This window comes from Streptomyces sp. NBC_01498, from assembly GCF_036327775.1.
Classification (GTDB): domain Bacteria; phylum Actinomycetota; class Actinomycetes; order Streptomycetales; family Streptomycetaceae; genus Streptomyces.
In genome coordinates this window covers 5,277,752-5,299,765 of record NZ_CP109598.1, presented here as the reverse complement: position 1 = coordinate 5,299,765, position 22,014 = coordinate 5,277,752, and the positions used below count along the sequence as shown (strand labels likewise).

Genomic DNA, 22,014 nt, shown 5'->3' with positions numbered 1-22,014 from the left:
GGGCGACGGACCGTCCGGGCGGGCACGACCACCGCACCGAGCCGGGCTCGGTCCCGGACGCCGACAACGGAATCGACGCGCGCAACGAAATGGACACGCCACGCGCCCGCGCCGACGAAGCGGACGTCGCGGAAGCGACAAGCCGTCCCAGCCGGCACGACCACCACACCGAGCCCGGCACGACCCCGGACCCCGACAACGGGCCCGCCGGACAGTCCAGCCCGACAGACCCGCGCACCGAAACCCACACACCCGGCCCGGCGGACACGCCACGCGCCCGCGCCGACGAAGCGGACGTCGCGGAAGCGACAAGCCGTCCCAGCCGGCACGACCACCGCACCGAGCCCGGTACGGCCCCGGACCCCGACGACGGAGCCGACGGGCCGACCGCCCCACCCGGCCCGGCGGGGCGTTCCCTCCCGGGCTGGGCCCGGAGCCGGGGTTCGTGCCAGGCACCCGCCCGGCGTGGTGGCGGGCTGTGGGCGCCCGAGGCCGGTCGGAGTAACGCGCTGCATGCCGGGGCGTGGTGGGTGTGGGCCCTCGGGCTGGCCGTCGCCGCCTCCCGGACCACCAATCCGCTGCTGCTCGGGCTGCTCGTCGGAGTCGCCGGGTATGTCGTCGCCGCCCGGCGGACCGACGCGCCGTGGGCCCGGTCGTACGCGGCCTTCGTCAAGCTCGGGCTCGCCGTCGTCGCCGTGCGGCTCGTCTTCTCCGTCGTCCTCGGCTCGCCGGTCCCCGGCTCCCATCTGCTCGTGACCCTGCCCGAACTCCCCCTGCCCGGCTGGGCGCAGGGCATCCGGGTCGGGGGGCGGGTGACCGCCGAGCAGGTGGTGTTCGCGCTGTACGACGGCGCCAAGCTCGCCACGCTCCTCATCTGCGTGGGCGCGGCCAACGCGCTCGCCAACCCCGCCCGGCTCCTCAAGTCCCTGCCGGGCGCGCTGTACGAGGCCGGTGTCGCCGTCGTCGTCGCCATGACCTTCGCGCCGAACATGGTCGCCGACGTCCTGCGGCTGCGCACCGCCCGCCGCCTGCGCGGCCGTCCCGCCGGCGGGGTGCGAGCGGTGTTTCAGATCGGACTGCCCGTCCTGGAGGGCGCGTTGGAGCGGTCCGTGGCCGTCGCCGCGTCGATGGACGCGCGCGGGTACGGCCGGACAGCCGCCGTACCGCCCGCCGTCCGGCGCACCACCGCCGCGCTGACCCTCGGCGGGCTGCTCGGTGTCTGTGCCGGTACGTACGGGCTGCTCGCCGCCGAGGGCGCCGGGTACGGACTGCCGCTCCTCGCCCTGGGGCTGGTCGCCGCGCTGGCCGGTCTGCGTCTCGGCGGGCGCCGTTCGGTCCGTACGCGCTACCGCCCCGACCCGTGGGGCGTCCGGGCCTGGCTGGTCGCGGGGTCGGGCGCGGCCGTCGCCGTGCTGACGATCCGGGCGGGTGTGCACGACCCGGCGGGCCTGCACCCCGGCGTCGTACCGCTCGTGGCACCCGGCCTGCCGCTCTGGCCCGCCGCGGGGGTGCTGCTGGGGCTGCTGCCCGCCGTGGTCGCTCCCCTTCCCCCCACCGTCACGGCGAGCACCGCCACGGCCGGCACCGCCACGGTCACCGCCGGGGCCACGGACAAGGAGCGACCCCGGTGATCCGGTTCGAGCAGGTGTCGGTGACCTACGCCGACGCGTCGGCGCCCGCCCTCCAAGGGGTCGATCTCACCGTCCCCGAGGGCGAGTTGGTGCTGCTGGTCGGCCCTTCCGGGGTCGGCAAGTCGACGCTGCTCGGCGCGGTGTCCGGGCTCGTGCCGCACTTCACCGGGGGGCGGCTGCGCGGCCGGGTCACCGTGGACGGCCGGGACACCCGTACCCACAGACCGCGTGAACTCGCCGATCTGGTCGGCACGGTGGGCCAGGACCCGCTCGCCCACTTCGTCACGGACACCGTCGAGGACGAACTGGCCTACGGCATGGAGTCGTTGGGCCTGCCCACCGATGTGATGCGGCGCCGCGTCGAGGAGACCCTGGACCTGCTCGGCCTCACCGACCTGCGGGACCGCCCGATCGCCACCCTCTCCGGCGGGCAGCGGCAGCGTGTCGCGATCGGCTCGGTACTCACCCCGCATCCCAAGGTGCTGGTGCTGGACGAGCCGACGTCCGCGCTGGACCCGGCGGCGGCCGAGGAGGTACTGGCCGTGCTGCAACGCCTCGTGCACGACCTGGGGACGACCGTGCTGCTGGCCGAGCACCGGCTGGAGCGGGTCGTGCAGTACGCGGACCAGGTCGTCCTGCTCCCCGGTCCGGGCGAGCCGCCGGTCGTCGGCGGGCCCGAGCGGATCATGGCCGTGTCGCCCGTGTATCCGCCGGTGGTGGCGCTCGGCAGGCTGGCGGGCTGGGACCCGTTGCCGCTGTCCGTCCGGGACGCCCGCCGCCGCGCCGACGGCCTGCGCGCCCGACTCGCGACCACGGAGCCCCCGTTGGCGAGTACGACGACCTCCCCCGTGGCCCCGGAGGTACGGCCGGCCCCGCCCCGTACCGCCCTCGGCCGACTGCTGCGCCGCCGTCCGCCGGAACCCCAGGCGCCGGGCACCGACCTCGTCTCGGTCAGGGGGCTCGGCGTACGGCGCGGCCGGATCGAGGCACTGCGCGGGGTCGGTCTCACCGTCACCCCGGGCGAGACCGTGGCGCTCATGGGCCGTAACGGCGCGGGCAAGTCCACCCTGCTCGCCGCCCTCGTCGGCATGGTCGAACCGTCGTCCGGCTCCGTCACCGTCGGCGGGCTCGCCCCGCACCGTACGCCCCCGCCCGAGCTGATCCGCCGGGTCGGGCTCGTCCCGCAGGAGCCGCGCGACCTGCTGTACGCGGACACGGTCGGCGCCGAGTGCGCGGCGGCGGACACCGACGCGGGCGCGGCGCGGGGCAGTTGCCGTGAACTGGTCGACGCGTTGCTGCCGGGCGTGCCCGACGCGACGCACCCGCGTGACCTGTCGGAGGGCCAGCGGCTGGCGCTCGCCCTGGCGATCGTACTGACCGCCCGGCCTCCGGTGCTGCTTCTGGACGAGCCCACGCGCGGGCTGGACTACGCGGCGAAGTCCCGTCTCGTGGAGGTGCTGCGCGCGCTGGCGGCCGAGGGACACGCGATCGTGCTGGCCACGCACGACGTGGAACTGGCCGCCGAACTCGCCCTCCGGGTGGTCATCCTGGCCGATGGCGAAGTGGTCGCCGACGGCCCGACCCCCCATGTGGTGCTCTCCTCACCGGCGTTCGCACCGCAGGTCGCCAAAGTGATGGCGCCGCAAGGGTGGCTGACGGTCTCTCAGGTGCGTAAAGCCTTGGAGCCGGCGGCGGCGCGCGGTACGGCGGGTGGACCGGCATGAGCGCCGCACCCGACCACCGGCCCCCGGCCGACCCCCAGGTCCGCGCCGACCCCCCGTTCGATGCCCATCCCCCGTCCGCCGCCGAGCCTCAGGCCCGTGCCGTCCGGCTCGGTCCCCGTTCCGTCGCCGCGCTCGCCCTCGTCGGCGCGATCGGGGTGATGGCCTTCGGCTGGCCGCTGCTCGCCGACCCGGCGTCCGGCCTCGCCCACTCCCAGGACGCGCCCTGGATCTTCGCCCTGCTGCTGCCGCTCCTGGTGGCGGTCGTCGTCGCGACGATCGCCGACTCCGGGCTGGACGCCAAGGCGGTCGCGATGCTCGGCGTGCTGGCGGCCGTCGGTGCCGCGCTGCGCCCACTGGGCGCGGGAACGGCCGGGCTGGAGCCCATGTTCTTCCTGATGGTGCTCAGCGGCCGGGTGCTGGGCCCCGGTTTCGGTTTCGTCCTCGGCTCGGTGACCATGTTCGCCTCGGCGCTGCTGACCGGCGGCGTCGGGCCGTGGATGCCGTTCCAGATGCTCGCCATGGGCTGGTTCGCGATGGGCGCGGGGCTGCTGCCGGGCCCGGACCGGCTGCGCGGGCGCGCGGAGTCGCTGATGCTCGCCGCGTACGGGGCGCTCGCCGCCTTCGCGTACGGCACGATCATGAACCTTCAGGGCTGGACCTACCTGGGCGGGCTGTCCTCCGGGATCTCGTTCCGGCCGGGCGACCCGGTCCACGAGAATCTGGTGCGCTTCCTCGCGTACTGCGCGGCCACGTCGTTCGGCTGGGACCTGGGGCGGGCGGTGCTGACCGTCGTACTCACGCTGACGATCGGCACCACCCTGCTCAAGGCGCTGCGCCGGGCGACACGGCGGGCCGCGTTCGACGCGCGGGCGACGTTCGACACGGAGACACCGGGCGGCGCGAAGGCGGCGTTCGGGGCACCGCCGGTGCTCCCCGTCAGCGGAGCAGCACCCCGCGCAGAGTGATCCCGTGCCGGGTGCGCAGCCGCCTGAACTCCCACAGGGCCACCGCCGTCACCGACAGCGGCGCCCCGAGGGTGAAGGCCAGCCGTACCGAGAACGGCACCCCCTCGTAGGCGCCCCGGACGAGGTCGAACACGGCCAGTTCCCAGACCAGCAGGATCGCCATCACAGGGGGCACGGTCTCGTGGATGTCCGCCGTCCGGAAGATGTGCACGATCGACTGGACGACCCCGTACATCGCGAAGGGCACGAACCACACCAGGCTCCAGAGGTAGATCACGAACGTCAGGAGCCCCGCCGGGTCCGCGTGGATCTCCCGCCCCTCCACCAGGCCCGTCGCCATTCTGGGCAGCACCACGCAGGCGATCACGACGATCAGCGCCCCCAGGGGCTTGACGACGCGGCGCAGCAGCATCCGCCGGTTGGGCGGTCGGGCCGCGGCGACGAAGCCGATGACGACGATCGGGCAACTCGCCGCGAGCAGCACGAACGCCGCCTGTGCCTGGCCGAGTCGGTCGTCGACGACCTCGTCGGCGTTGGCCGCCACACCGTAGGACAGCATCATCCAGACCACGACGACCAGGCCGACGACGGACCGGACGACCTGGATCCGCTTGACCACCGGGTCACGCACACGGTCGGGCCGGGACGGCAGGAACACGCGGCGGGCCATGCCGATGGGGTTGAAGAGGGACCCGAAGGTCATCCGGGGTCGCGGCGGGTGGGGTGGGCCGTACGGAGGGAGGTAGGGAGGGCTGTGGGGAGGAAGGTGGGGAGGGCCGTTCGGAGGAGCGTGCGGTGGTACGTACGGCCCCCAGGGTCCTCCGCCGCCACCGCCGCCTGCCGGGCCAGCACTCATCGTCGATTCCCCCTTGTCGCGCCGCTCGCCGGTCATTGCTCGCGGCTTCCTACTTCTGACGCCTCTGAATCTCAGGCACGTTCATGCCTCTGCGCCCCTGCACCTCTGGTACCTCCAGTACCTCCGGTACCTCTGAACCAGACGCCGGAAGATCGACACCGGTTCCGGCGGAGTCGTCCCCGAACAGAGTCACGCCAAGGGGGCCGTTGCCAGTTCCAGCTCGCCCACCGTCTGGCCGCCGCTCGTCTCCCCCGTCGGCCGGAATCCGAGCCCCAGGTAGAAGAGTTCGGGGCCGTCGTCGCCGGGGTGCCAGGTGGTGGTCAGCCGGGTGCCGCCGCGCCGGCGGATCTCGGCGGCCACGGACTCGACCGCGAAGCGGCCGTACCCGCGCCCCTGTTCCCCGGCCGCGATGTTGAGGCGCCACAGCCCCGAACGGATGTCGCCCGTGCCGTCGCCCTTGAAGTCGATGTCCAGGAAGGCCATCAGGAAGCCGACGGCGCGGTCCCCGTCGAGGATGAGCCGGGGCCAGGCGGCGTCCCCGTGGACGTACGCCTCGGCGAGGGACGTCACGACGGGGTCCACCAGATGCTCCTGGTCGGGGCGGACCTTGACGGCCGCGGCGGCCTCGAAGTTGGCGGGGGTGATCTTCTCCAGACGGAGCGCGGTAGTCATACGGAAACGATAGGAGCGCGGATCAAGTGATTTTCCGGGCCGCCGTCGCCGGGTCCTCGTCCCGCGGCTCCGGCTCGGTCACGCTGCCGGGACTCTTCCGGCCGGAGGGTTCCCGGCCCTTGACCGCGCCCGTGACCTCGCGCTCCGGGTCGGTGCGGTCGGAACCCGTTCGGGCGTGATCCCGACCTGCATGATCCCGTCCGTCGTGATCCGTACCGTTGTGATCCGTGCCGTCGTGATCCGTGCCGCTCAGGGCTCCGGCTTCCGCCCGCGCCGTCGTCTCCGCCGGCCGGAGCCGGCGCGGCCCCGACAGGACGTACGTGAGCGTGAAGCCCACACCCACGACGACCGCGCCGCCCGCCGCGTCCAGGACCCAGTGGTTGGCCGTGGCGACGATCGCGCAGACCGTGAACAGCGGGTGCAGGAGCCCCAGGAGCTTCATCCACAGCTTGGGCGCGAGCAGCACGATCACGATGCCGCACCACAGCGACCAGCCGAAGTGCAGCGAGGGCATGGCCGCGTACTGGTTGGTGATGGTGGTCATCGCGCCGTAGTCGGGGTTCGCGAGGTCCTGCGGGCCGTGCACGGTGTCGATGTAGTCGAGGCCCGGCATCAGCCGCGGCGGGGCCAGCGGGTAGAGCCAGAAACCGAGCAGCGCGAGGAGGGTGGCGAAGGCGAGGGAGGCGCGGGCCCAGCGGTAGTCGGCGGGGCGGCGTACGTAGAGGACCGCCAGGATGCTGAGCGGCACCACGAAGTGGAACGACGTGTAGTAGAAGTCGAAGAATCCCTCCGCCCAACTCGCCTTCACCACCGCGTGGTTGACCCACCGCTCGATGTCGATGCCGAGAGCTTCCTCGACGGCGACGATCTGGTGCGCGTGCGATTCGGCGGCCTCGCGTCCGCCGGTGGCGGCGGCGCGGATGTGCGAGTAGACGGAGTAGCCGACACGGATGGCGAGCAGTTCGAGCAGCAGGTTGGGCCGGCTGACGAGCCGACGCCAGAAGGGCGCGAGCGGGACGTGTCTCCACCGGGCCTCGACGGGCTTCGCGTACTCGGTCGGGACCGGGTGCGCGAAGTAGGGCGATTCGCGGGTCAGGAAGGGGACGGCGCAGGCCGCCGCGAGGGCGGCGATCAGCAGGACGTTGTCCCGTACGGGGTGCAGGACCGTCATGTTGGGCAGCATCATGCGGCCCGGCAGGGTCATCACTATCACCACGACCACCGGCCACACGGGCCGGTCGGCCGCCCGGGTGCCGACCCGGCCCACGACGGCGAGCAGCAGCCACAACAGCTGGTGCTGCCACGCGGTGGGTGAGACGGCGACGGCCACGCATCCGGTGAGCGCGACGGCCAGCAGCGGCTGCCCGTCCAGGGCGTAGCGCGCCGCGCGGCGCAGCCCGACGAAGCACACGGCGGCGGCCAGCACGACGAACAGCGCGATCTCCAGCGGCCCTTCGAGGCCGAACCGCAGCAACGCGCCGTGCAGGGACTGGTTGGCGAGGCTGTCCGGGCTCTCACCGAGGCCCGCGCCGGCGAGATGGCGGGTGACGTACGTCCACGAGTCACTTGGCAGCGCGACCCCGGCGAGCGCGGTGCAGGCCGCGAAGGTGGCGAGGGTGGTCAGCGCCTGGCGTCTGCGGCCGGTGAGCCACAGGAGCGGGGCGAAGAGCAGCACGGCGGGTTGGAGGGCGGCGCCGAGCCCGATGAGGATGCCGGGGGCGGGTTCACCCCGGTCACCGCGTACGGCGAAGAATCCGAGCAGGACGAGCAGGACGGGGATGATGCTGGTCTGGCCGAGGTGGAAGCTGTTGCGGACCGGCAGGGAGAGCATGAGCAGGCTGATCGCGACGGGGGCGGCGAGCAGCCGGGTACGGCGTGACGGGAGGCCGAATCCGGTACCTGGGCGGGTGCCTGTGCCTGAGTCTGAGCGTGCGCCTGTGCCGTTCGTCGGTCCCGACAGTCCCGGCACCCCCGGCAGGGCGCGGGCCGCGACGAGGCCGAGGGCGACCACGAGCAGCAGCGTGCCGAAGGTCCAGGCGACACCGAGCGTCTGTTCGGCGGCGCGCCCGAGGGGCTTGAGCACCAGGCCGGCGAAGGGGGTGCCGGTGAACTTCCCGCTCTCGTACAGCGAGCCCGACACGTGCAGCACTCCGTTCTCCCCGGTCCAGGTCTCCAGATCGAGCAGTCGCTCGCCCGGAGGCAGTCGCAGGACGGCCACCGCCTGCCGTACCGCCAGACCGGCCGCCAGGGCCCAGAGCAGCGCGCGCGCCGCCCCGAACCCGTTGCTTCCTGCCACCGTGCCGCCCCGCACACCCCGCTCAGCATTCGCCACGCCGCGCCGACCCTCCGTTTCCCACCCTCGACACTGGGTCATGAGCCTCGCATTCCCCCACCGGGGAGACTCAGGCAACCCCCTCTTCGCCTGACTGTCACCCCGGTTTTGGCCAAATGACGATGAAAGCACCGATCCCACCACCGCTCTGGGGACGTGAACCGGACCGGTGGGTGCGCCTGTCTGAGGCGATGCGCGGCGCCGTGCGGGTCGCGGGTCGAGGGGGACGCGGGTGGGGACGGGGATGCGGATGCGGGTGGGGACGGGGATGCGGATGCGGATGCGGGTGCGGATTCCGAAGCAGATGCACCGGGCGCTTGTGGTGCTGTGCGCGTTACCCGAATGAGCCGAAGCAAGGCGCGACAATTCCTGGCCCAGCTTTCCGAGGCCACCGACGCGGACGGTGTCGTCGTGGTGCGGAAAGCCGAGCCGGGGCCGGAGGGGGCCGATGTGAGCCGCGGTTCCGTACTCACCTGGCCGCCGTGTGAATGCGGGAGTCCCAAGTGCCCCGATTACCGGTCGAGTTCGGCCGGTGAGGAAACGGACGCGCCTGCGGAGAGGAGCGGAGCGGACTCATCCGGCGAGAGGAGCCTTAAGGTTCGGGGCGCTCGACTGCCAGGCCGTGAACAGCGGGGCGCCGTCCGTCGCGTCCAGGACCACCACGCCGAACGGGCGGTCGAACGCGATTCGGGCCACGCGGCGGGGGCGGGGGGCTCCCGCCGCTCGCATCGCGATCGCTGTCACGGCCGCCGCCTCGACGCCCAGTTCCGCGACCTTCACGACCGCCTCCTGCACAACCTGGTCGATGGCGAGCGGTTCCGGGGAGAGGCCGGAGAAGTCGGCATCGGGGCTCGTCGCGTACGAGATGCCGAAGGCCGCCAGGTGGGGTGTGACGTCCGTGAGCGTACGGAGTTCGAGGCGGGGCAGTTCCAGGCCGATCACCTCGGCGTCGAGGGCGGTGCGGTCCTGATCCGGTACCCACGCGGCGGGCAGTACGTCCGCCGCCCGCGCCCCCTCCTCGCCGAGCACGAACCGTACGCGGACGGCCGATTCGCCGCCCTCGCAGCGCAGTTCGACCACCTGTGCGCCGTTCACCGTCCAGCCGGCGGGTGAGGGGAGCGACTGCCGCATGGTCGGTACGGCGGTCACCTCCCCGGCGGCGTCCGTGAAGGGCAGGTCGGCGGTCCGGTGGCCCGGGAAGGGGGTCGTCCAACGCGCCTTCAGGGCAAGGACGTTGACGAGGGCCAGCAGTGAGTTCTGGTCGATCTCGACCGGCAGTCTCTCGATCAGCCCGCCCGTCGCCTCCCGTACCCAGACGTCGATCCCGGCGGGGTCCATGGGCCCGAAGCCGATGTCCGGAAGGGCTTCCCGGTAGGCGGGGTGGACCGGCGTACGGCTCCATACGCGGGTGGCGACGCCGAGTTGCCCGGTCCGGGCCAGCGCGCGGGCGCTGTCGGTCACGACCGCCGCCGTACCGGCCGGAGTGTCCCCGAGACCCAGCGCGGCTTCCAGTTCGGCGGCCGTACGGCCCCGCGCCCCGGCGGTCACGGCGGCGAGGGCCAGCCACAGCCCGGCGGGCGAACAGACGAAGTCGCCGTCCACGCCGCCGCGTTCACCGTCGCCGCCTGCGGCGTCGCCGCGTACGCGCAGCCATCGCTCGGCGAGGGCCCGCATCGCGCCGGCGCTCGTCGTCAGTCCCGTCGTCTCTGCCATGCGGTGAGCCTACGGCGGGAGCGGTGGTCAGGACTTTCGTCCTTCTTCCGCACAGAGGTCGGGGACGGCCGCGGTCCCATCGCGGCCGTCCCCGAGTCTTTGGTTGTGCCGTCCGGTCTCCCGGTGGCTCAGATCCGGAGCAGGCGCTCCGTGACCTCGCGGTAGCTCCGCAGCGCGAGCCGCAGGTCCTCCGTGTCGGCGGCCGTCGAACCGTCGCTCTTGCCGCCCTTCGCGTCCCAGCTGTCACGCAGGGCGCGGGGCCGCTCGGAGAGGGCCGTCGTCAGACGCTCCACGGCCTCCTCCAGGACATCCGCCGCTTCCTCGACCGAGCGCCGGGGCCCGTCCACGAAGGTGGACAGCGCTTCCTGGAGCCGTACGTTCAGCTTGTCGGACTCGGACTGCGGGATCAGCCGGGGAGTCTGGGCCGGGGTGGCCTCCGGCGTCCGGCCGGGTACGGTCTCGCGCACCGGCTCGGAGGTGTCCGCCGTGGACGGCGAAGCGGACGGGGACGAGGACGTGCCCTTCGGCGTGGCCGTCGTGGCGGAATCCCTCTTGGTCGACGGTGCGGGTGTCGAAGCCGTTGCCGTTGCCGGTTCCGGTGCGGACGTGGCCTTCGACGCAGACGCAGACGTCGCGGCCGACGTGGACGTGGCCTTGTCACTGGCCGTCGCGCCGTTCGCGGTCTCCCGCGAGTGCAGCGGGTCCTTGTCCGCCGCCGTGTCCCGCGTCTTCTCCGTCCGGTGGCCCGACGCGGTCGGCGTCAGCGGCGGCGGTGTCGTGGGCCGTGCGGGCCGGCGCTCGGCGTCGCCGGCGGCAGCCGCCGCGGTCTCCGACTCGGACAGGGGCACGACAGGGGTCGCGGGCTTGCTGCCGCGCTCACTCCTGAGAGCCCGCTCGTCCCCGCCGGTCACCGACCGTTCCCGCTGCTTGTCCTGTTCCCGCTGGTCCTGCTGGTCCTGCTGCTTACGGTCCTGCTTGCGCTCGGAGTCGTACGGGTCGTACGTCATCACACGCCACTTCCTTTCGGCCGCAGTGCGGCGGTCCGGCCGGGAATGCCCGGACGGTGCCGAGGGCTGTCGTCCTTGGTGTCCAGGACCAGCCGCTCGAAGAGCTGACGGGCCTCGACCATCGCCTCACGCAGTTCCTCGGTGCTCGCGTCCTGCCCCGTCTCGGAGGCCGCGTGGTGCACCCTGCGATAGCCGTCCACCTGGTGCGCGTGGTGCACGGAGAGGGCGTCGAGGTGTTGGGAGTGCTGCGCCGCGTCCGGGAAACCCCGGTCGGCGGCCAGCCGGGAGATCAGTTTGTCCGCCTCGACCACAGCCTGGCGCGGGTTGTCCACGAAGCGCTCCTGGAGACCGGCCCAGTGCGCGACGTACTGGTCGCGCGCCTCGGCCGGCAACGGGCTCGGGTTCAGGTCCCCGTGCCGTTCGACCAGCGCGGTCAGTTCGGTCTCGGCGGCCTTGACATCGCCGTGGTGCCGGTCGACCGCGCGGTCGTACTCGGGGCCGAAGCGCCGTTTCAGCCCGCCGCGTCCGCCGCCCGCCTTTCCGGTCCTTTGCAGGACGGCGGCTACGGCCACGGCGATCACCACGATCAGCGCGACGACGATCAGGACAGTGGACATGGTTGCCTTCCCGGATGCGACTCGTGTCTGGGGAGTGTCTGGTGAAAGGGCGCCTCGTAAAGTCGGGTTGCCCGGAATCGGCCGGCCAAACAGCGCGGGCCCGGACAGAGAGATGACCATGAGCTGGCACGTCCGCCCCGAGTCCTTCGCCACTCCCGAGGCCACCCGGCTGCGCCGCGACTACTACGACGAGGTCGCGAGCCGCTACTGGAAGCGCCCGGCGACCGGGGCGGAGATCGACGCGGGGCTGGCCGACGACCCGCCGGACCGGCTCGTGCCGCCGACGGGCGAGTTCGTCGTGGGGCGGTACGACGGAGTTCCGCGGGCGTGCGGAGGCGTCCTGCTGCTGCCGGCCGGTCCGGGGCCCCGCACGGCCGAGTTGACGCGCGTGTACGTCCGGCCCGCCGTACGCGGTACGGGCGGCGGTCGCGCACTGGTCACGGCCCTGGAGACGGCGGCCCGGCACCTGGGCGCGACGCGGGTCGTGCTCGACACCCGGCTGGACCTGGTGGAGGCCCGGGGCCTGTACGCGGCGTGCGGATACGCGGAGATCCCGGCGTACAACGAAGGCCCGTACCGGGAGGTCTGGTTCGGCAAGGACCTCGTCCAAGCACCGTGAGGGCGCCGGGCGTTCAGAGCGCGTGGTCCCCGCGCGGTTCCGGGCCCCTGGGGTGTTCCGCGGTCGAGCCGCAGAGTTCGGCGCTCAACTCGCTTACCAGCTCTACCAGATCGGTCGGGCGGTCCGGGCCCCACCAGTCGCCGAGCAGGTCGGCCAGGGACTCCTCCCGGGCCCGTGCCAGCACCGTCGCCACCTTGAGGCCGTGCTCGGTGAGGACCAGGCCCCTGCCGTCGCGGCGGGCCAGGCCGCGTTCCTCGATCTGGCGGGACGCCTCGCCCACGACCGACAGCGGTAGGGGGACGGTCTCGGCGAGCCGGGCGGGGTCGACGGTGCCGTGGCGCCTGATGCGCAGCAGCATCCAACTGGCCGCCGGGCGCAGGTCGTACCCCGACTTCTCGGTGATCGTCTCGTAGATCCGCCGGCGCCCCTCGCGGGTGCCGAGGACGGACAGCGCGCGGGCGCACTCGTCGCGCGAGGAGCGTTCGACGGGGTTGCTGGCGAGGGTCTCGGTGACCTCGGGGGCGGTGACCGAGCCGCGCAGTTTGTCCTCCTTGAGGAACCAGGAGGTCACGAAGGCCAGCAGCACGACGGGGACCGCGTACAGGAAGACGTCGGTGATGGAGGTCGCGTACGCGTCGAGCACCCCGGAGCGGATCGCGGGCGGCAGGGTGCCCACGGAGCGCGGGTCGGCGGCGAGCTGTCCGGGGCCGACGCCGGGCGGCAGTGGCTGTCCGGCGAGGGAGTCGGTGAGTTTGTTCCGCAGCAGACCGGCGAAGATCGTGCCGAAGATGGCCACGCCGAACGAGGCGCCGATGGAGCGGAAGAAGGTGGCGCCGGAGGTGGCGACGCCCAGGTCCTCGTACCGTACGGCGTTCTGCACGACCAGCACGAGCACCTGCATGACGAGGCCGAGACCGGCCCCGAAGACGAAGAAGTACGCGCTCATCTCCCAGGTGCCGCTGCGGGCGTCGAGCTGGTGGAGCAGGAGCAGTCCGACGGCGATGATGCCGGTGCCCGCCACCGGGAAGACCTTCCAGCGGCCGGTGCGGCTGACGATCTGCCCGGACACGGTCGAGGTGAGCAGCAGCCCCAGCACCATCGGCAGCATGTGCACGCCGGACATGGTGGGGGTGACGCCCTGGACGACCTGGAGGAAGGTCGGCAGATAGGTCATGGCGCCGAACATCGAGAAGCCGACGATGAAGCTGATGACGGAGACGAGGGTGAAGGTCCGGATACGGAAGAGGCCGAGGGGCAGTACGGGCTCCGCCGCCCGCCGTTCCACCCGGAGGAAGAGGACCAGCAGGAGCACGGCGAGGACCGCGAGGCCGATGATCTGCGCGGAGCCCCAGGGCCAGGTGGTGCCGCCGAGGGAGGCGACGAGGACCAGGCAGGTGGCGACGGAGGCGATGAGGAACGTACCGAGGTAGTCGATGGTGTGCCTGGTGGCGCGGACCGGGATGTGCAGGACGGTCGCGATGACGGCGAGCGCGACGGCACCGATCGGCAGATTGATGTAGAAGACCCAGCGCCAGCTCAGGTGCTGGGTGAACAGGCCGCCGAGCAACGGGCCGAGCACACTGGTGGCGCCGAAGACGCCGCCGAACAGGCCCTGGTACCTGCCGCGTTCGCGTGGCGGGACGAGGTCGCCGACGATGGCCATGGACAGCACGATGAGCCCGCCGCCGCCGAGGCCCTGGAGGGCGCGGAAGCCGATGAGCTGGGCCAGGTTCTGGGAGACGCCGCAGAGGGCCGAGCCGATCAGGAAGATGACGATCGCCGTCTGGAAGAGCCGCTTGCGGCCGTACTGGTCGCCGAGCTTGCCCCACAGCGGGGTGGCGGCGGTGGAGGCGAGCAGATACGCGGTGACGACCCAGGACAGATGGTCGAGGCCGCCGAGGTCGCTGGCGATGGTGGGCAGCGCGGTGGAGACGATGGTCTGGTCGAGGGCGGCGAGGAGCAGGCCGAGGAGCAGCGCGCCGATGGAGACGAGAACGGTCCGCCGGCTCTGGCCCTCGCCGGGCGCGGGGGTCGTGGGCGGGGTGCTCACTTCCTGGGCCATCGGCGTCTCCTCGGGTCCGCGCCTGTCCCCATCCTCAGGGGACTGATGACTTATGGCCTGTTATGTCCTGCCGAACGCGGGGGGCGGGCGGGGCGCCGGCGCCGTCGGCGTACGGGGGACGCTGTCGGGCGGCCCGCGGCCGGGCGGCATAATCGCTGACAGGCCAAGGGGAGGGGACCCACATTGACCGGACAGCTCTGTCCCGAGTGCGGCACGCCGCAGGACGCGTACGGCAGACCGGGCGCCGACTGCGACTGCGCGGAGCGGGCGGCGATCGCCGCGGCCGAGGACTTCGACCCACTGCGGATACGGCCGTACGTGACGCTGGAGAACCAGGACGGGGCCGTACCGACCATCCCGCCCCCGCCCCCGCCGATCGCGCGGGCGGGCGACACGTCAGAGGGCGCCGACCCGGCCGAGACGATGCGGCTGTCGCTGCCGGGGCTGCGGACGAGGCCGCCGGGCGCGGGCTCGGCAGGCGGCGCGGCGGCGGAGGGTGATCGGGAGCGGCGGGGCGGGCGCAGGACGTTCGCGATGGCGGCGCTGGCGGCGGCGGCCGTGGCGGTGATCGGTACGGCGTCGTTCGCCGGGGGGCTGTTCACCGACGACGGGAGCGACGAGGCGACGGGGGAGCTGAACTCGGGACTGCCGACGGCGAGCGTGCGGCCGGAGTCGTCGGCGCCGAAGCCGAAGTCCCCGTCGGGGGCGGGCACGGACGCGGCGGGGTCGGCGTCGGCGGACGCGTCGGTCCGGGCGAGCGCCTCCCCCACGGAGTCGGCGGCGCCGGAGACGTCAGGACCGGCCGGGGGGCCGGGTGCGCCGAGCGAGGCGCCGACGCAGACCGGGCAGCCGGGCGGCGCGGGGGCCACGCGGGAGGCGGGAACGGACCCCGCCGGGGCCGTCGATCTGCGGCTGGGGGACAGCGGGCCGCAGGTCGAGGAGCTCCAGCGGCGGCTGTCGGAGGTCTGGCTCTACCACGACGGGTACGACGGCCGGTTCGGCGAGCGCGTCGAGGCGGCACTCCGCATCTACCAGTCGTACAAGCACATCCAGGGCGATCCGAGTGGGGTGTACGGGGCGCACACGCGGGGCGCGCTGGAGGCGGAGACCAGCGGGAAGGGGCGGGACCAGGGCGGGGGCGGCCGGCCCGGCGACGGGGGCCAGGGGAACGGGCCGGGCTGGGACTGGCGGGACTGACGCGGGGGCGGGGCGGGGTGGGGCCGGGTGGGGCCTGCTGGGGAGTTACGGCGAGGAGGCGGCGCGGGGGCGGGGGCGGGTGCGGATGGGCGGTCGGGGGTCTGGGATCGGGGGTCGGCGGGGTGACTCGGGTGGCACGGCTCGGGTGGCGCGGCCCGAGGCCTCAGTGATGTGACGTGACCCGGGTGGTGCGTCCTCCCACCGATTTTGTATAGTCGTTGAACAAAGCGGTTCTCGTCCGTGTCCCTGACCGGCGGGCGGGAGCCGCTCTTGTCTGTGCCCCCGCCCGCCCTCGCCCGCCCCACGCCGCGCTCCCCCGCCGTCCGCCGTCCGCCCTCTGCTTGGAGTCCTCCGATGCCGGCCAAGGCCAACCCCCCGACCACGTCGACCTCGATGGCCCCAACGACCACGGCGACCACGGCCGTCCTGACCGCCCGCGCGCTGCTGCTCGACATGGACGGCACCCTCGTCAACTCCGACGCCGTCGTGGAACGTGTCTGGCGCCGCTGGGCGGTCGAGCACGGTCTGGACCCGGAGGAGTCGCTGAAGGTCGTCCACGGCCGACAGGGCCAGCTGACGATGGCGGTGCTGCTGCCGGACCGGCCGATGGAGCAGAACCACGCGGACAACCGGGTGCTGCTGGCGCGGGAGACGGCGGACATGGACGGGGTGGTGCCGATCGCGGGCGCGCCCGCGTTCATGGCGGCGATCGCCGGGCTGCCGCACGCCCTGGTGACCTCGGCGGACGAGGCCCTCGCCACGGCGCGCCTGACCGCGTCGGGGCTGCCGGTCCCGGCGGTCCGGGTCACGGCGGAGGACGTATCGGCGAGCAAGCCCGACCCGGAGGGCTTCCTCAAGGCGGCGGCGGAACTGGGCGTCGCCGCGGCGGACTGCCTGGTCCTGGAGGACTCGGACGCGGGCATCACGGCGGCGCGGGCGGCGGGGATGCGAATACTGGGCGTGGGCCCCCGGGCGGAGTCACTGTCGCCGACGGCCCATACGCGGGACCTGACGGACGTACGCGTCACGGCGGACCCGGACGGCACGATCAGGCTCCACGTGGGCGGGTAGCTCCGGTCCGCCGCCAGGTCTCGGGGGCGAGTGGCTCCGGCCCGCCGCCGGGCCGCGAGGGGCCGGTTGGGGAGGCCCTCCCGTAGGCGGCTGTCGGCGCGTACGGCGTCGACACCTCCGCCGTACGCCGCGACCCGGACGGCCGCCCGACCGGCGTCTACTTCCGTACGGCCACGGACCGCGCCACCACCGCCCACGAAGTCGCCTACTACCGCGCCGGATCGGCCGCCTCCGCGATGCCCTCGCAGACCATGGACCCCGCCGACCCGTGGTCCGGCCGGCTCCTGCACCTGTCCGGCATCACGGCCGCCCTCTCCCCGGACTGCCTCGCCCTGATGCGCGACCTCACCGCCCGCCGCCCCGGCCGCCCGCTGCTCTCCTTCGACGTCAACCACCGCCCCGCACTGTGGCGTTACGGCCCCGGACCCGGCGCCGCCCCGGGGGTGCTGCGCGATCTCGCGCGCGGCGCCGACCTCGTCTTCGTCGGCGACGACGAGGCCGCCGGACTGTGGGACCTGCACACCCCCGAGGCGGTCCGCGAGGCACTGCCCGAACCGGCCGTCCCGGTACGGCCGCCCACGAAGTCGCCCGCCACCGCGCCGGATCGGCCGCCTCCGCGATGCCCCCGCAGACCATGGACCCCGCCGACCCGTGGTCCGGCCCCGTCGCCCGGCGTCACCCCGCGTCCCGGTACAGCCGCCCACGCGCCACCAGTTCCAGCACCGTGCTCACCGCCACCGCCTGCACCGCCATCAGCGCGACGAGGACGAACAGCTGCACCGCGCCCGCGAACAGCGGTGACGCGCCGCCGAGCAGCATCCCGACGAACGCCCCCGGCAGTGTCACCAGCCCCACCGTCCGCGTCTGGTCGAGCCCCGGCAGCAGCGCGTCCGCCGCCGCGGGCCGGGCCACCTCCAGCCGGGCGTCCCGGTCCGCCAGTCCCAGTGCGAGACCCGCCTCCACCTCGCCCCGGCGCGCGTGGAGTTCGTCCAGGGCGCGCCGTCCGGCGAGCACCGTCGCCGTCATCGCGCCGCCGATGAGGATGCCGGTGACGGGGATGAGGGCGATGCCCTTGACCGGTACGAGCCCGGTCAGCACCAGCGCCACGACCACCGGCGCCACCCCCGCACCGATGGGCGCCGCGGCCCACCACCAGGTCCGGTTCGCCGTGACGCGGCGCCCGGCGGTGCGTACCGCCACCGCGTACATGAGGACGACGAACGCCAGCAGTGCCGGTACGGATCCGACGACCCAGCCGATCACCAGGGAGACGGCGCCGAGTTGGACCGCCGCCCGTACCCCGGCCGTGGCGATCTCCCGCCCCTTCCCGAGATGCGCGAGCGCCGCCGTACCGGCCGCCGCCGCCAGCAGGACGGCCAGTACGACACCGAACAGGACATCGACATGCAGCAGCATGTTCCCCACTTCACCTCGCTCCGTGTCGGACATTCTGCCCGTACGTCAGAAAACGCCCGTGCGACGCGCGTTGACCTCACCGAGAGCCGACAACGGACATCCAAAACCCTTGATGTGACGTGCACATGTCGTCACCCTGTTACCTGATGCCCACCTGGAAGCAACGCGGCATCGCCACGATGGGCGCTCGGGTCCGACACCCCCCGGTTCCGAACGGCCAGCTTCCCCCCACGACAAGGGAGTTCACATGTCCGGTATCTACGCGCGTCGCAGCCGTCCCGTCGGTCGAATAGCCGTCACCGCCGCCTCCGCCGCCCTGCTCGCGGCCACGGCCGTGCTCACCGCCCCCGCCGCCCAGGCCGCCCCGCCCACCCCCATCAGCGCCTCCACCGCGCGTAGTTACCTCGGCCAGCTGACCGTGTCCACCGAGGGCTCCAGCAGTGGCTACAGCCGCGACAAGTTCCCGCACTGGATCACCCAGTCCGGCTCCTGCGACACCCGCGAGACCGTCCTCAAGCGCGACGGCTCGAACGTCTCCCAGGACTCCAGCTGCGCGGCGACGAGCGGCAGTTGGAAGTCCCCGTACGACGGCGCCACGTGGACCGCCGCCAGTGACATCGACATCGACCACATGGTTCCGCTGGCCGAGGCGTGGGGTTCCGGCGCCAGCGGCTGGAGCACCGCGCAGCGCCAGGCGTTCGCCAACGACCTGAGCCGTCCGCAGCTTCTCGCGGTCACCGACAACGTCAACCAGTCCAAGAGCGACCGCGACCCCGCCGAGTGGATGCCGCCGAGCTCCTCGTACCACTGCACGTACGCCCGCATGTGGGTGCACGTGAAGCACTACTACAACCTGAGCGTCGACTCGGCGGAGAAGAGCAAGCTCCAGAGCGTGCTCAACGGCTGCTGAGACAGCTGCCGGGACGGCCGCCGGGACCGCCACTGAAGCGGCCACGGGAACGGCCGCCGAAACGGCGGCGGGCGACCGCTGCCGTGAGAGTCGCCGGACGGGTACCGGCCGCTGCCGGCGGCACCGGCCGGCGGGCCGTCCGGCCTGCTCACCGGCACGTCACCCGGCCGTCACCGGCCGGAACCTGGTCGGGCCCCTCCGTCGTTCCGTACCGTACGGGGCGACGGAGGAGGCACCATGACCGGGCTGCGCCTGGGACCACTGCTGCGCCGTGTCGACGGGGACGCCGGCGGCACGGCCACCATCTGGGTCGAGACGGACGGGCCGTGCACGGCCGAGGTCCGCTGTGAGGGCGGCGCGTACGGCTCGTCGCGCACGTTCCTGATCGCCGGGCACCACTACGCCCTGATCCCGGTGACGGGGCTGACGCCCGGCACCGCGGCGGCGTACGAGGTGCTGCTGGACGACGTACGGGCCTGGCCGCCCGAGGGCTCCCCGCTCCCGCCGAGCGTGATCCGCGTCCCGGCCGCTGTCCGGACTCCCGACGGACCCGGTAGGCCCGACGCCCGGGACACGCCGGACACGCCTGACACGCCTGACACGCCTGACACGGCCGACGCTCCCGGCATGTCCGACGGGCCCGAGCTGCGTGTCGCGTTCGGCTCGTGCCGCTGGGCCTCCGCGCCCGACGACGAGCCCGACCCCGTCGGCCCCGACGCCCTCCACACCCTCGCCGCGACGCTCACGGCCGACCCCGCGGCGGAGCGCCCGGACGTCCTGCTCCTGCTCGGCGACCAGGTGTACGCGGACGAGACGTCGAAGGCCACCCGCCGCCGGCTGGCCGAGCGCCGGGATCTCGACGCGCCCCCGGGCGCCGAGGTCGCGGACTACGAGGAGTACACGCTCCTCTACGACGAGTCCTGGAGCGACCCCCACGTCCGCTGGCTGCTGTCCACCGTCCCGAGCTGCATGATCTTCGACGACCACGACGTGATCGACGACTGGAACACCAGCGCGTCCTGGGTCGCCGAGATGCGGACCGAGCCGTGGTGGCGGGAGCGCATCCTGAGCGGGCTGATGTCGTACTGGGTCTATCAGCACCTCGGCAACCTCTCCCCCGCCGAGCTGGCCGAGGACAAGGTGTACGCCGCCGTACGGGCCGAGCCGGACGGGACCGCCCGGCTGCGGGAGTTCGCGGCCGAGGCCGACGCCGACCCGGCCCGCGCGCGCTGGAGCTACCGCCGCGACTTCGGCCGGACCAGGCTGCTGATGATCGACTCGCGGGCGGCCCGCGTCCTGGAGGAGGGGCGCCGGGAGATGCTGGACGCCGACGAGGCGCGCTGGCTGCGCGAGCAGGCGCTGACCGACCCCGGCGACCGCGACCATCTGCTGATCGGCACCTCCCTGCCCTGGCTGCTGCCGCCGCTGGTCCACGACGCGGAGAGCTGGGACGCGGCGCTGGCGCGGGGCGAACGCGGGCCCCGGTGGGCGCGGTTCGGCGAGAAGCTGCGCCGGGCGGCGGACCTGGAGCACTGGGCCGCGTTCCCGACGTCGTTCGAGGCGCTGTCAGGGCTGATCGCCGAGGTGGGCGGCGGGCCGGACGCGCCCGCGACGGTGTGCGTGCTGTCGGGCGACGTGCACCACGCGTACGTCGCCGAACCGGCCTGGCGTACGGAGCAGCCCCGGTCCCGGGTCGTCCAGCTGACCTGCTCGCCGGTGCACAACTCCATCCCGCGCTGGATCCGCTTCGGCTTCCGGTTCGGCTGGAGCGGGGTGGGGCGGCGGCTGGGCCGGGCCTTCGCCCGGCACGGCCGGGTGGCCACCCCGTCGGTCGGGTGGCGCAAGACCGGCGGGCCCTGGTTCGGCAATCAGCTGATGACGCTGACGTTGCGGGGACGTTCCGCGCGGCTGCGCACGGTCCAGGCGCAGGCGGCACCGGCGCGGGACGGCGGGGCGCGCCTGGTGACCGTCGACGAACGGGAGCTGTCGCCGCGGTGACGGCCGGGGCGGCCCCGGAGCCGTACGCCGGCACCCTTTGACACCGCGATCCCCGTTCCTCATCCCATGCCCGGTTCCTCCGAACCGGGCATTGGTCTGCCCATGCCCGCCCGAAGGGGATCTCCGTCGCAGTCGCGACAAGCCGACCGGAAGTGGCAGGTCAGCGGCCCGGGGTCGGCTTCACGCCGGGGAACGGCCGTACGGCTGAGAAACGTCCGTCCCGATGATGTTGAACTTGCAAGCATTCTTTAGGGCTGCCTAACCTGAAGCCTCTCGTCGGTTACGTCCCGAACCGAAGGAGCACAACCCCCCATGTCCACACGCATCAACCAAGCGCAGCCGTACGCCCTCGGACTCTTCCGCATGGTGATCGGACTGCTCTTCGCCTGCCACGGCGCCGCGACGCTCTTCGGAGTCCTCGGCAAGGAGCAGGCCGAGGCCGGGGCCTGGCCCGGCTGGTACGCCGCCGTCATCCAGCTCGTCGGAGGCTGCCTGGTCCTCCTCGGCCTGGGGACCCGGATCGCCGCTCTCGTGGCGTCGGGGTCCATGGCGTACGCGTACTTCAACGTCCACCAGCCCGAAGGGCTGTTCCCCATGGAGAACGGCGGGGAGGCCGCGGCGATCTTCTGCTGGGCCTTCCTGCTGATCGTCTTCAACGGTCCCGGCGCGCTCGCACTGGACCGGCTCATCGGCTCGCGCGGCACACGCGAACCGGAGCGCCGGGAGCGGCCGGCGGCCGTGACCGCCTGACGGTTGGCAGGGGAAGCGGCGGGCCGGACGGCCGGGCCGTACGCGGTCTCCGGCAGGGCCTCCGAGACGCCTCACGACAGGCCCTCTGGCAGGGCCATGACAGTCACCCCACAGGCCCATGACCGGGCCGACTTCTCTCACTTGATCAACAAGTCGACAGATCGACAGAATTGATCACATTGACCAGAAGGACAACCGGAAGAACAGCGCGACCGGCGGTACAGGCGCCCGGACCCCGTTTCACCGGGGTCCGGGCGTTCCGCTGTCCGGCAGACTCGCCCCGGACACACACATCCGGCCATTCCCCGGCCCCGGCCGAAGCCGAAACGGGAGGTGGACAACACCCGCCACGTGGGAAGGTGGTCCACCGGACGGGCGTACACCGTACGGCCGACGGCTGCTCGCTGTTCGCTTCGCGCGGGAGGAGCGGCCGTCAGGGGGTACGAGGCCGGGAGGTTTCGGCTTCGTGACGGG

At 73.2% G+C, this 22,014-nt stretch carries 17 protein-coding genes and 1 pseudogene; 10 read left to right on the top strand and 8 right to left on the bottom strand.

The annotated features are described in order from the left end of the window. The first annotated feature begins 476 nt into the window (after nt 1-476). Genes OG875_RS22675 through OG875_RS22665 form a run of 3 tightly spaced genes read left to right on the top strand, consistent with a single transcriptional unit; the run spans nt 477 to nt 4,320 of the window. Nucleotides 477-1,631, top strand: a complete 1,155-nt coding sequence (locus OG875_RS22675) for an energy-coupling factor transporter transmembrane protein EcfT (protein WP_330177861.1) — start codon at nt 477-479, stop codon at nt 1,629-1,631. After that, nucleotides 1,628-3,355 (top strand): ABC transporter ATP-binding protein, encoded by a 1,728-nt coding sequence (locus OG875_RS22670; protein WP_330176056.1) that lies wholly within the window; start codon nt 1,628-1,630, stop codon nt 3,353-3,355. Before OG875_RS22675 ends, OG875_RS22670 begins: the two co-directional genes overlap by 4 nt. Beyond that, a complete protein-coding gene (locus OG875_RS22665; protein ID WP_330176055.1) occupies nt 3,352-4,320 on the top strand; it encodes an ECF transporter S component in 969 nt (322 codons plus the stop codon). Before OG875_RS22670 ends, OG875_RS22665 begins: the two co-directional genes overlap by 4 nt. Here the strand turns inward: OG875_RS22665 and OG875_RS22660 are convergent. The 6 genes from OG875_RS22660 to OG875_RS22635 all read right to left on the bottom strand — a co-directional run bounded on the left by OG875_RS22660 (nt 4,292) and on the right by OG875_RS22635 (nt 11,517). Beyond that, nucleotides 4,292-5,023 carry a hypothetical protein gene (locus OG875_RS22660; RefSeq protein ID WP_330176054.1) on the bottom strand — a complete coding sequence of 244 codons (732 nt, stop codon included), beginning with the start codon at nt 5,021-5,023 and terminating at the stop codon, nt 4,292-4,294. The two genes, OG875_RS22665 and OG875_RS22660, sit on opposite strands and share 29 nt — an antisense overlap. A 342-nt stretch (nt 5,024-5,365) precedes the next feature. Next, a complete protein-coding gene (locus tag OG875_RS22655; RefSeq protein ID WP_330176053.1) occupies nt 5,366-5,848 on the bottom strand; it encodes a GNAT family N-acetyltransferase in 483 nt (160 codons plus the stop codon). 22 nt (nt 5,849-5,870) lie between these two features. After that, entirely contained in the window at nt 5,871-8,180 is a 2,310-nt protein-coding gene (locus OG875_RS22650) for a bifunctional glycosyltransferase 87/phosphatase PAP2 family protein (RefSeq protein WP_330176052.1), read from the bottom strand. A 573-nt stretch (nt 8,181-8,753) separates the two neighbouring features. Beyond that, entirely contained in the window at nt 8,754-9,893 is a 1,140-nt protein-coding gene (locus tag OG875_RS22645) for a serpin family protein (RefSeq protein WP_330176051.1), read from the bottom strand. A gap of 128 nt (nt 9,894-10,021) precedes the next feature. Further along, nucleotides 10,022-10,900 (bottom strand): hypothetical protein, encoded by an 879-nt coding sequence (locus OG875_RS22640; protein ID WP_330176050.1) that lies wholly within the window; start codon nt 10,898-10,900, stop codon nt 10,022-10,024. Beyond that, on the bottom strand, nt 10,900-11,517 hold the full coding sequence (locus OG875_RS22635) for a hypothetical protein (protein WP_330176049.1): 618 nt from the start codon (nt 11,515-11,517) through the stop codon (nt 10,900-10,902). Before OG875_RS22635 ends, OG875_RS22640 begins: the two co-directional genes overlap by 1 nt. 118 nt (nt 11,518-11,635) lie before the next feature. On the opposite strand from OG875_RS22635, the gene OG875_RS22630 reads away from it, so the two are divergent. Then, on the top strand, nt 11,636-12,136 hold the full coding sequence (locus tag OG875_RS22630; RefSeq protein WP_330176048.1) for a GNAT family N-acetyltransferase: 501 nt from the start codon (nt 11,636-11,638) through the stop codon (nt 12,134-12,136). Between the two features lie 13 nt (nt 12,137-12,149). On the opposite strand, the gene OG875_RS22625 is transcribed toward OG875_RS22630, so the two are convergent. After that, nucleotides 12,150-14,198, bottom strand: a complete 2,049-nt coding sequence (locus OG875_RS22625; RefSeq protein WP_330176047.1) for an MDR family MFS transporter — start codon at nt 14,196-14,198, stop codon at nt 12,150-12,152. Between the two features lie 183 nt (nt 14,199-14,381). On the opposite strand from OG875_RS22625, the gene OG875_RS22620 reads away from it, so the two are divergent. From OG875_RS22620 to OG875_RS22610, 3 genes and pseudogenes are all read left to right on the top strand, one after another. Then, on the top strand, nt 14,382-15,395 hold the full coding sequence (locus OG875_RS22620; protein WP_330176046.1) for a peptidoglycan-binding domain-containing protein: 1,014 nt from the start codon (nt 14,382-14,384) through the stop codon (nt 15,393-15,395). A gap of 393 nt (nt 15,396-15,788) precedes the next feature. Continuing rightward, the gene (locus tag OG875_RS22615; RefSeq protein WP_330176045.1) at nt 15,789-16,466 is read left to right on the top strand and encodes an HAD-IA family hydrolase; all 678 of its coding nucleotides are present in this window, start codon (nt 15,789-15,791) and stop codon (nt 16,464-16,466) included. 89 nt (nt 16,467-16,555) lie between these two features. Beyond that, nucleotides 16,556-17,065: pseudogene (locus OG875_RS22610) on the top strand (PfkB family carbohydrate kinase); the annotation flags it as partial. Nucleotides 17,066-17,141: 76 nt separating this feature from the next. Here OG875_RS22610 and OG875_RS22605 read toward each other — a convergent pair. Further along, the gene (locus OG875_RS22605) at nt 17,142-17,882 is read right to left on the bottom strand and encodes an ABC transporter permease (RefSeq protein ID WP_330176044.1); all 741 of its coding nucleotides are present in this window, start codon (nt 17,880-17,882) and stop codon (nt 17,142-17,144) included. Between the two features lie 247 nt (nt 17,883-18,129). On the opposite strand from OG875_RS22605, the gene OG875_RS22600 reads away from it, so the two are divergent. The 3 genes from OG875_RS22600 to OG875_RS22590 all read left to right on the top strand — a co-directional run bounded on the left by OG875_RS22600 (nt 18,130) and on the right by OG875_RS22590 (nt 21,540). Next, nucleotides 18,130-18,792 carry an HNH endonuclease family protein gene (locus OG875_RS22600; RefSeq protein WP_330176043.1) on the top strand — a complete coding sequence of 221 codons (663 nt, stop codon included), beginning with the start codon at nt 18,130-18,132 and terminating at the stop codon, nt 18,790-18,792. Nucleotides 18,793-19,029: 237 nt separating this feature from the next. Further along, nucleotides 19,030-20,790, top strand: coding sequence for an alkaline phosphatase D family protein (locus tag OG875_RS22595; protein ID WP_330176042.1), 1,761 nt, complete (start codon nt 19,030-19,032; stop codon nt 20,788-20,790). 312 nt (nt 20,791-21,102) lie between these two features. Further along, nucleotides 21,103-21,540: a DoxX family protein gene (locus OG875_RS22590; RefSeq protein ID WP_330176041.1), complete on the top strand. Its 438-nt coding sequence runs from the start codon at nt 21,103-21,105 to the stop codon at nt 21,538-21,540. Nucleotides 21,541-22,014: the final 474 nt, after the last annotated feature.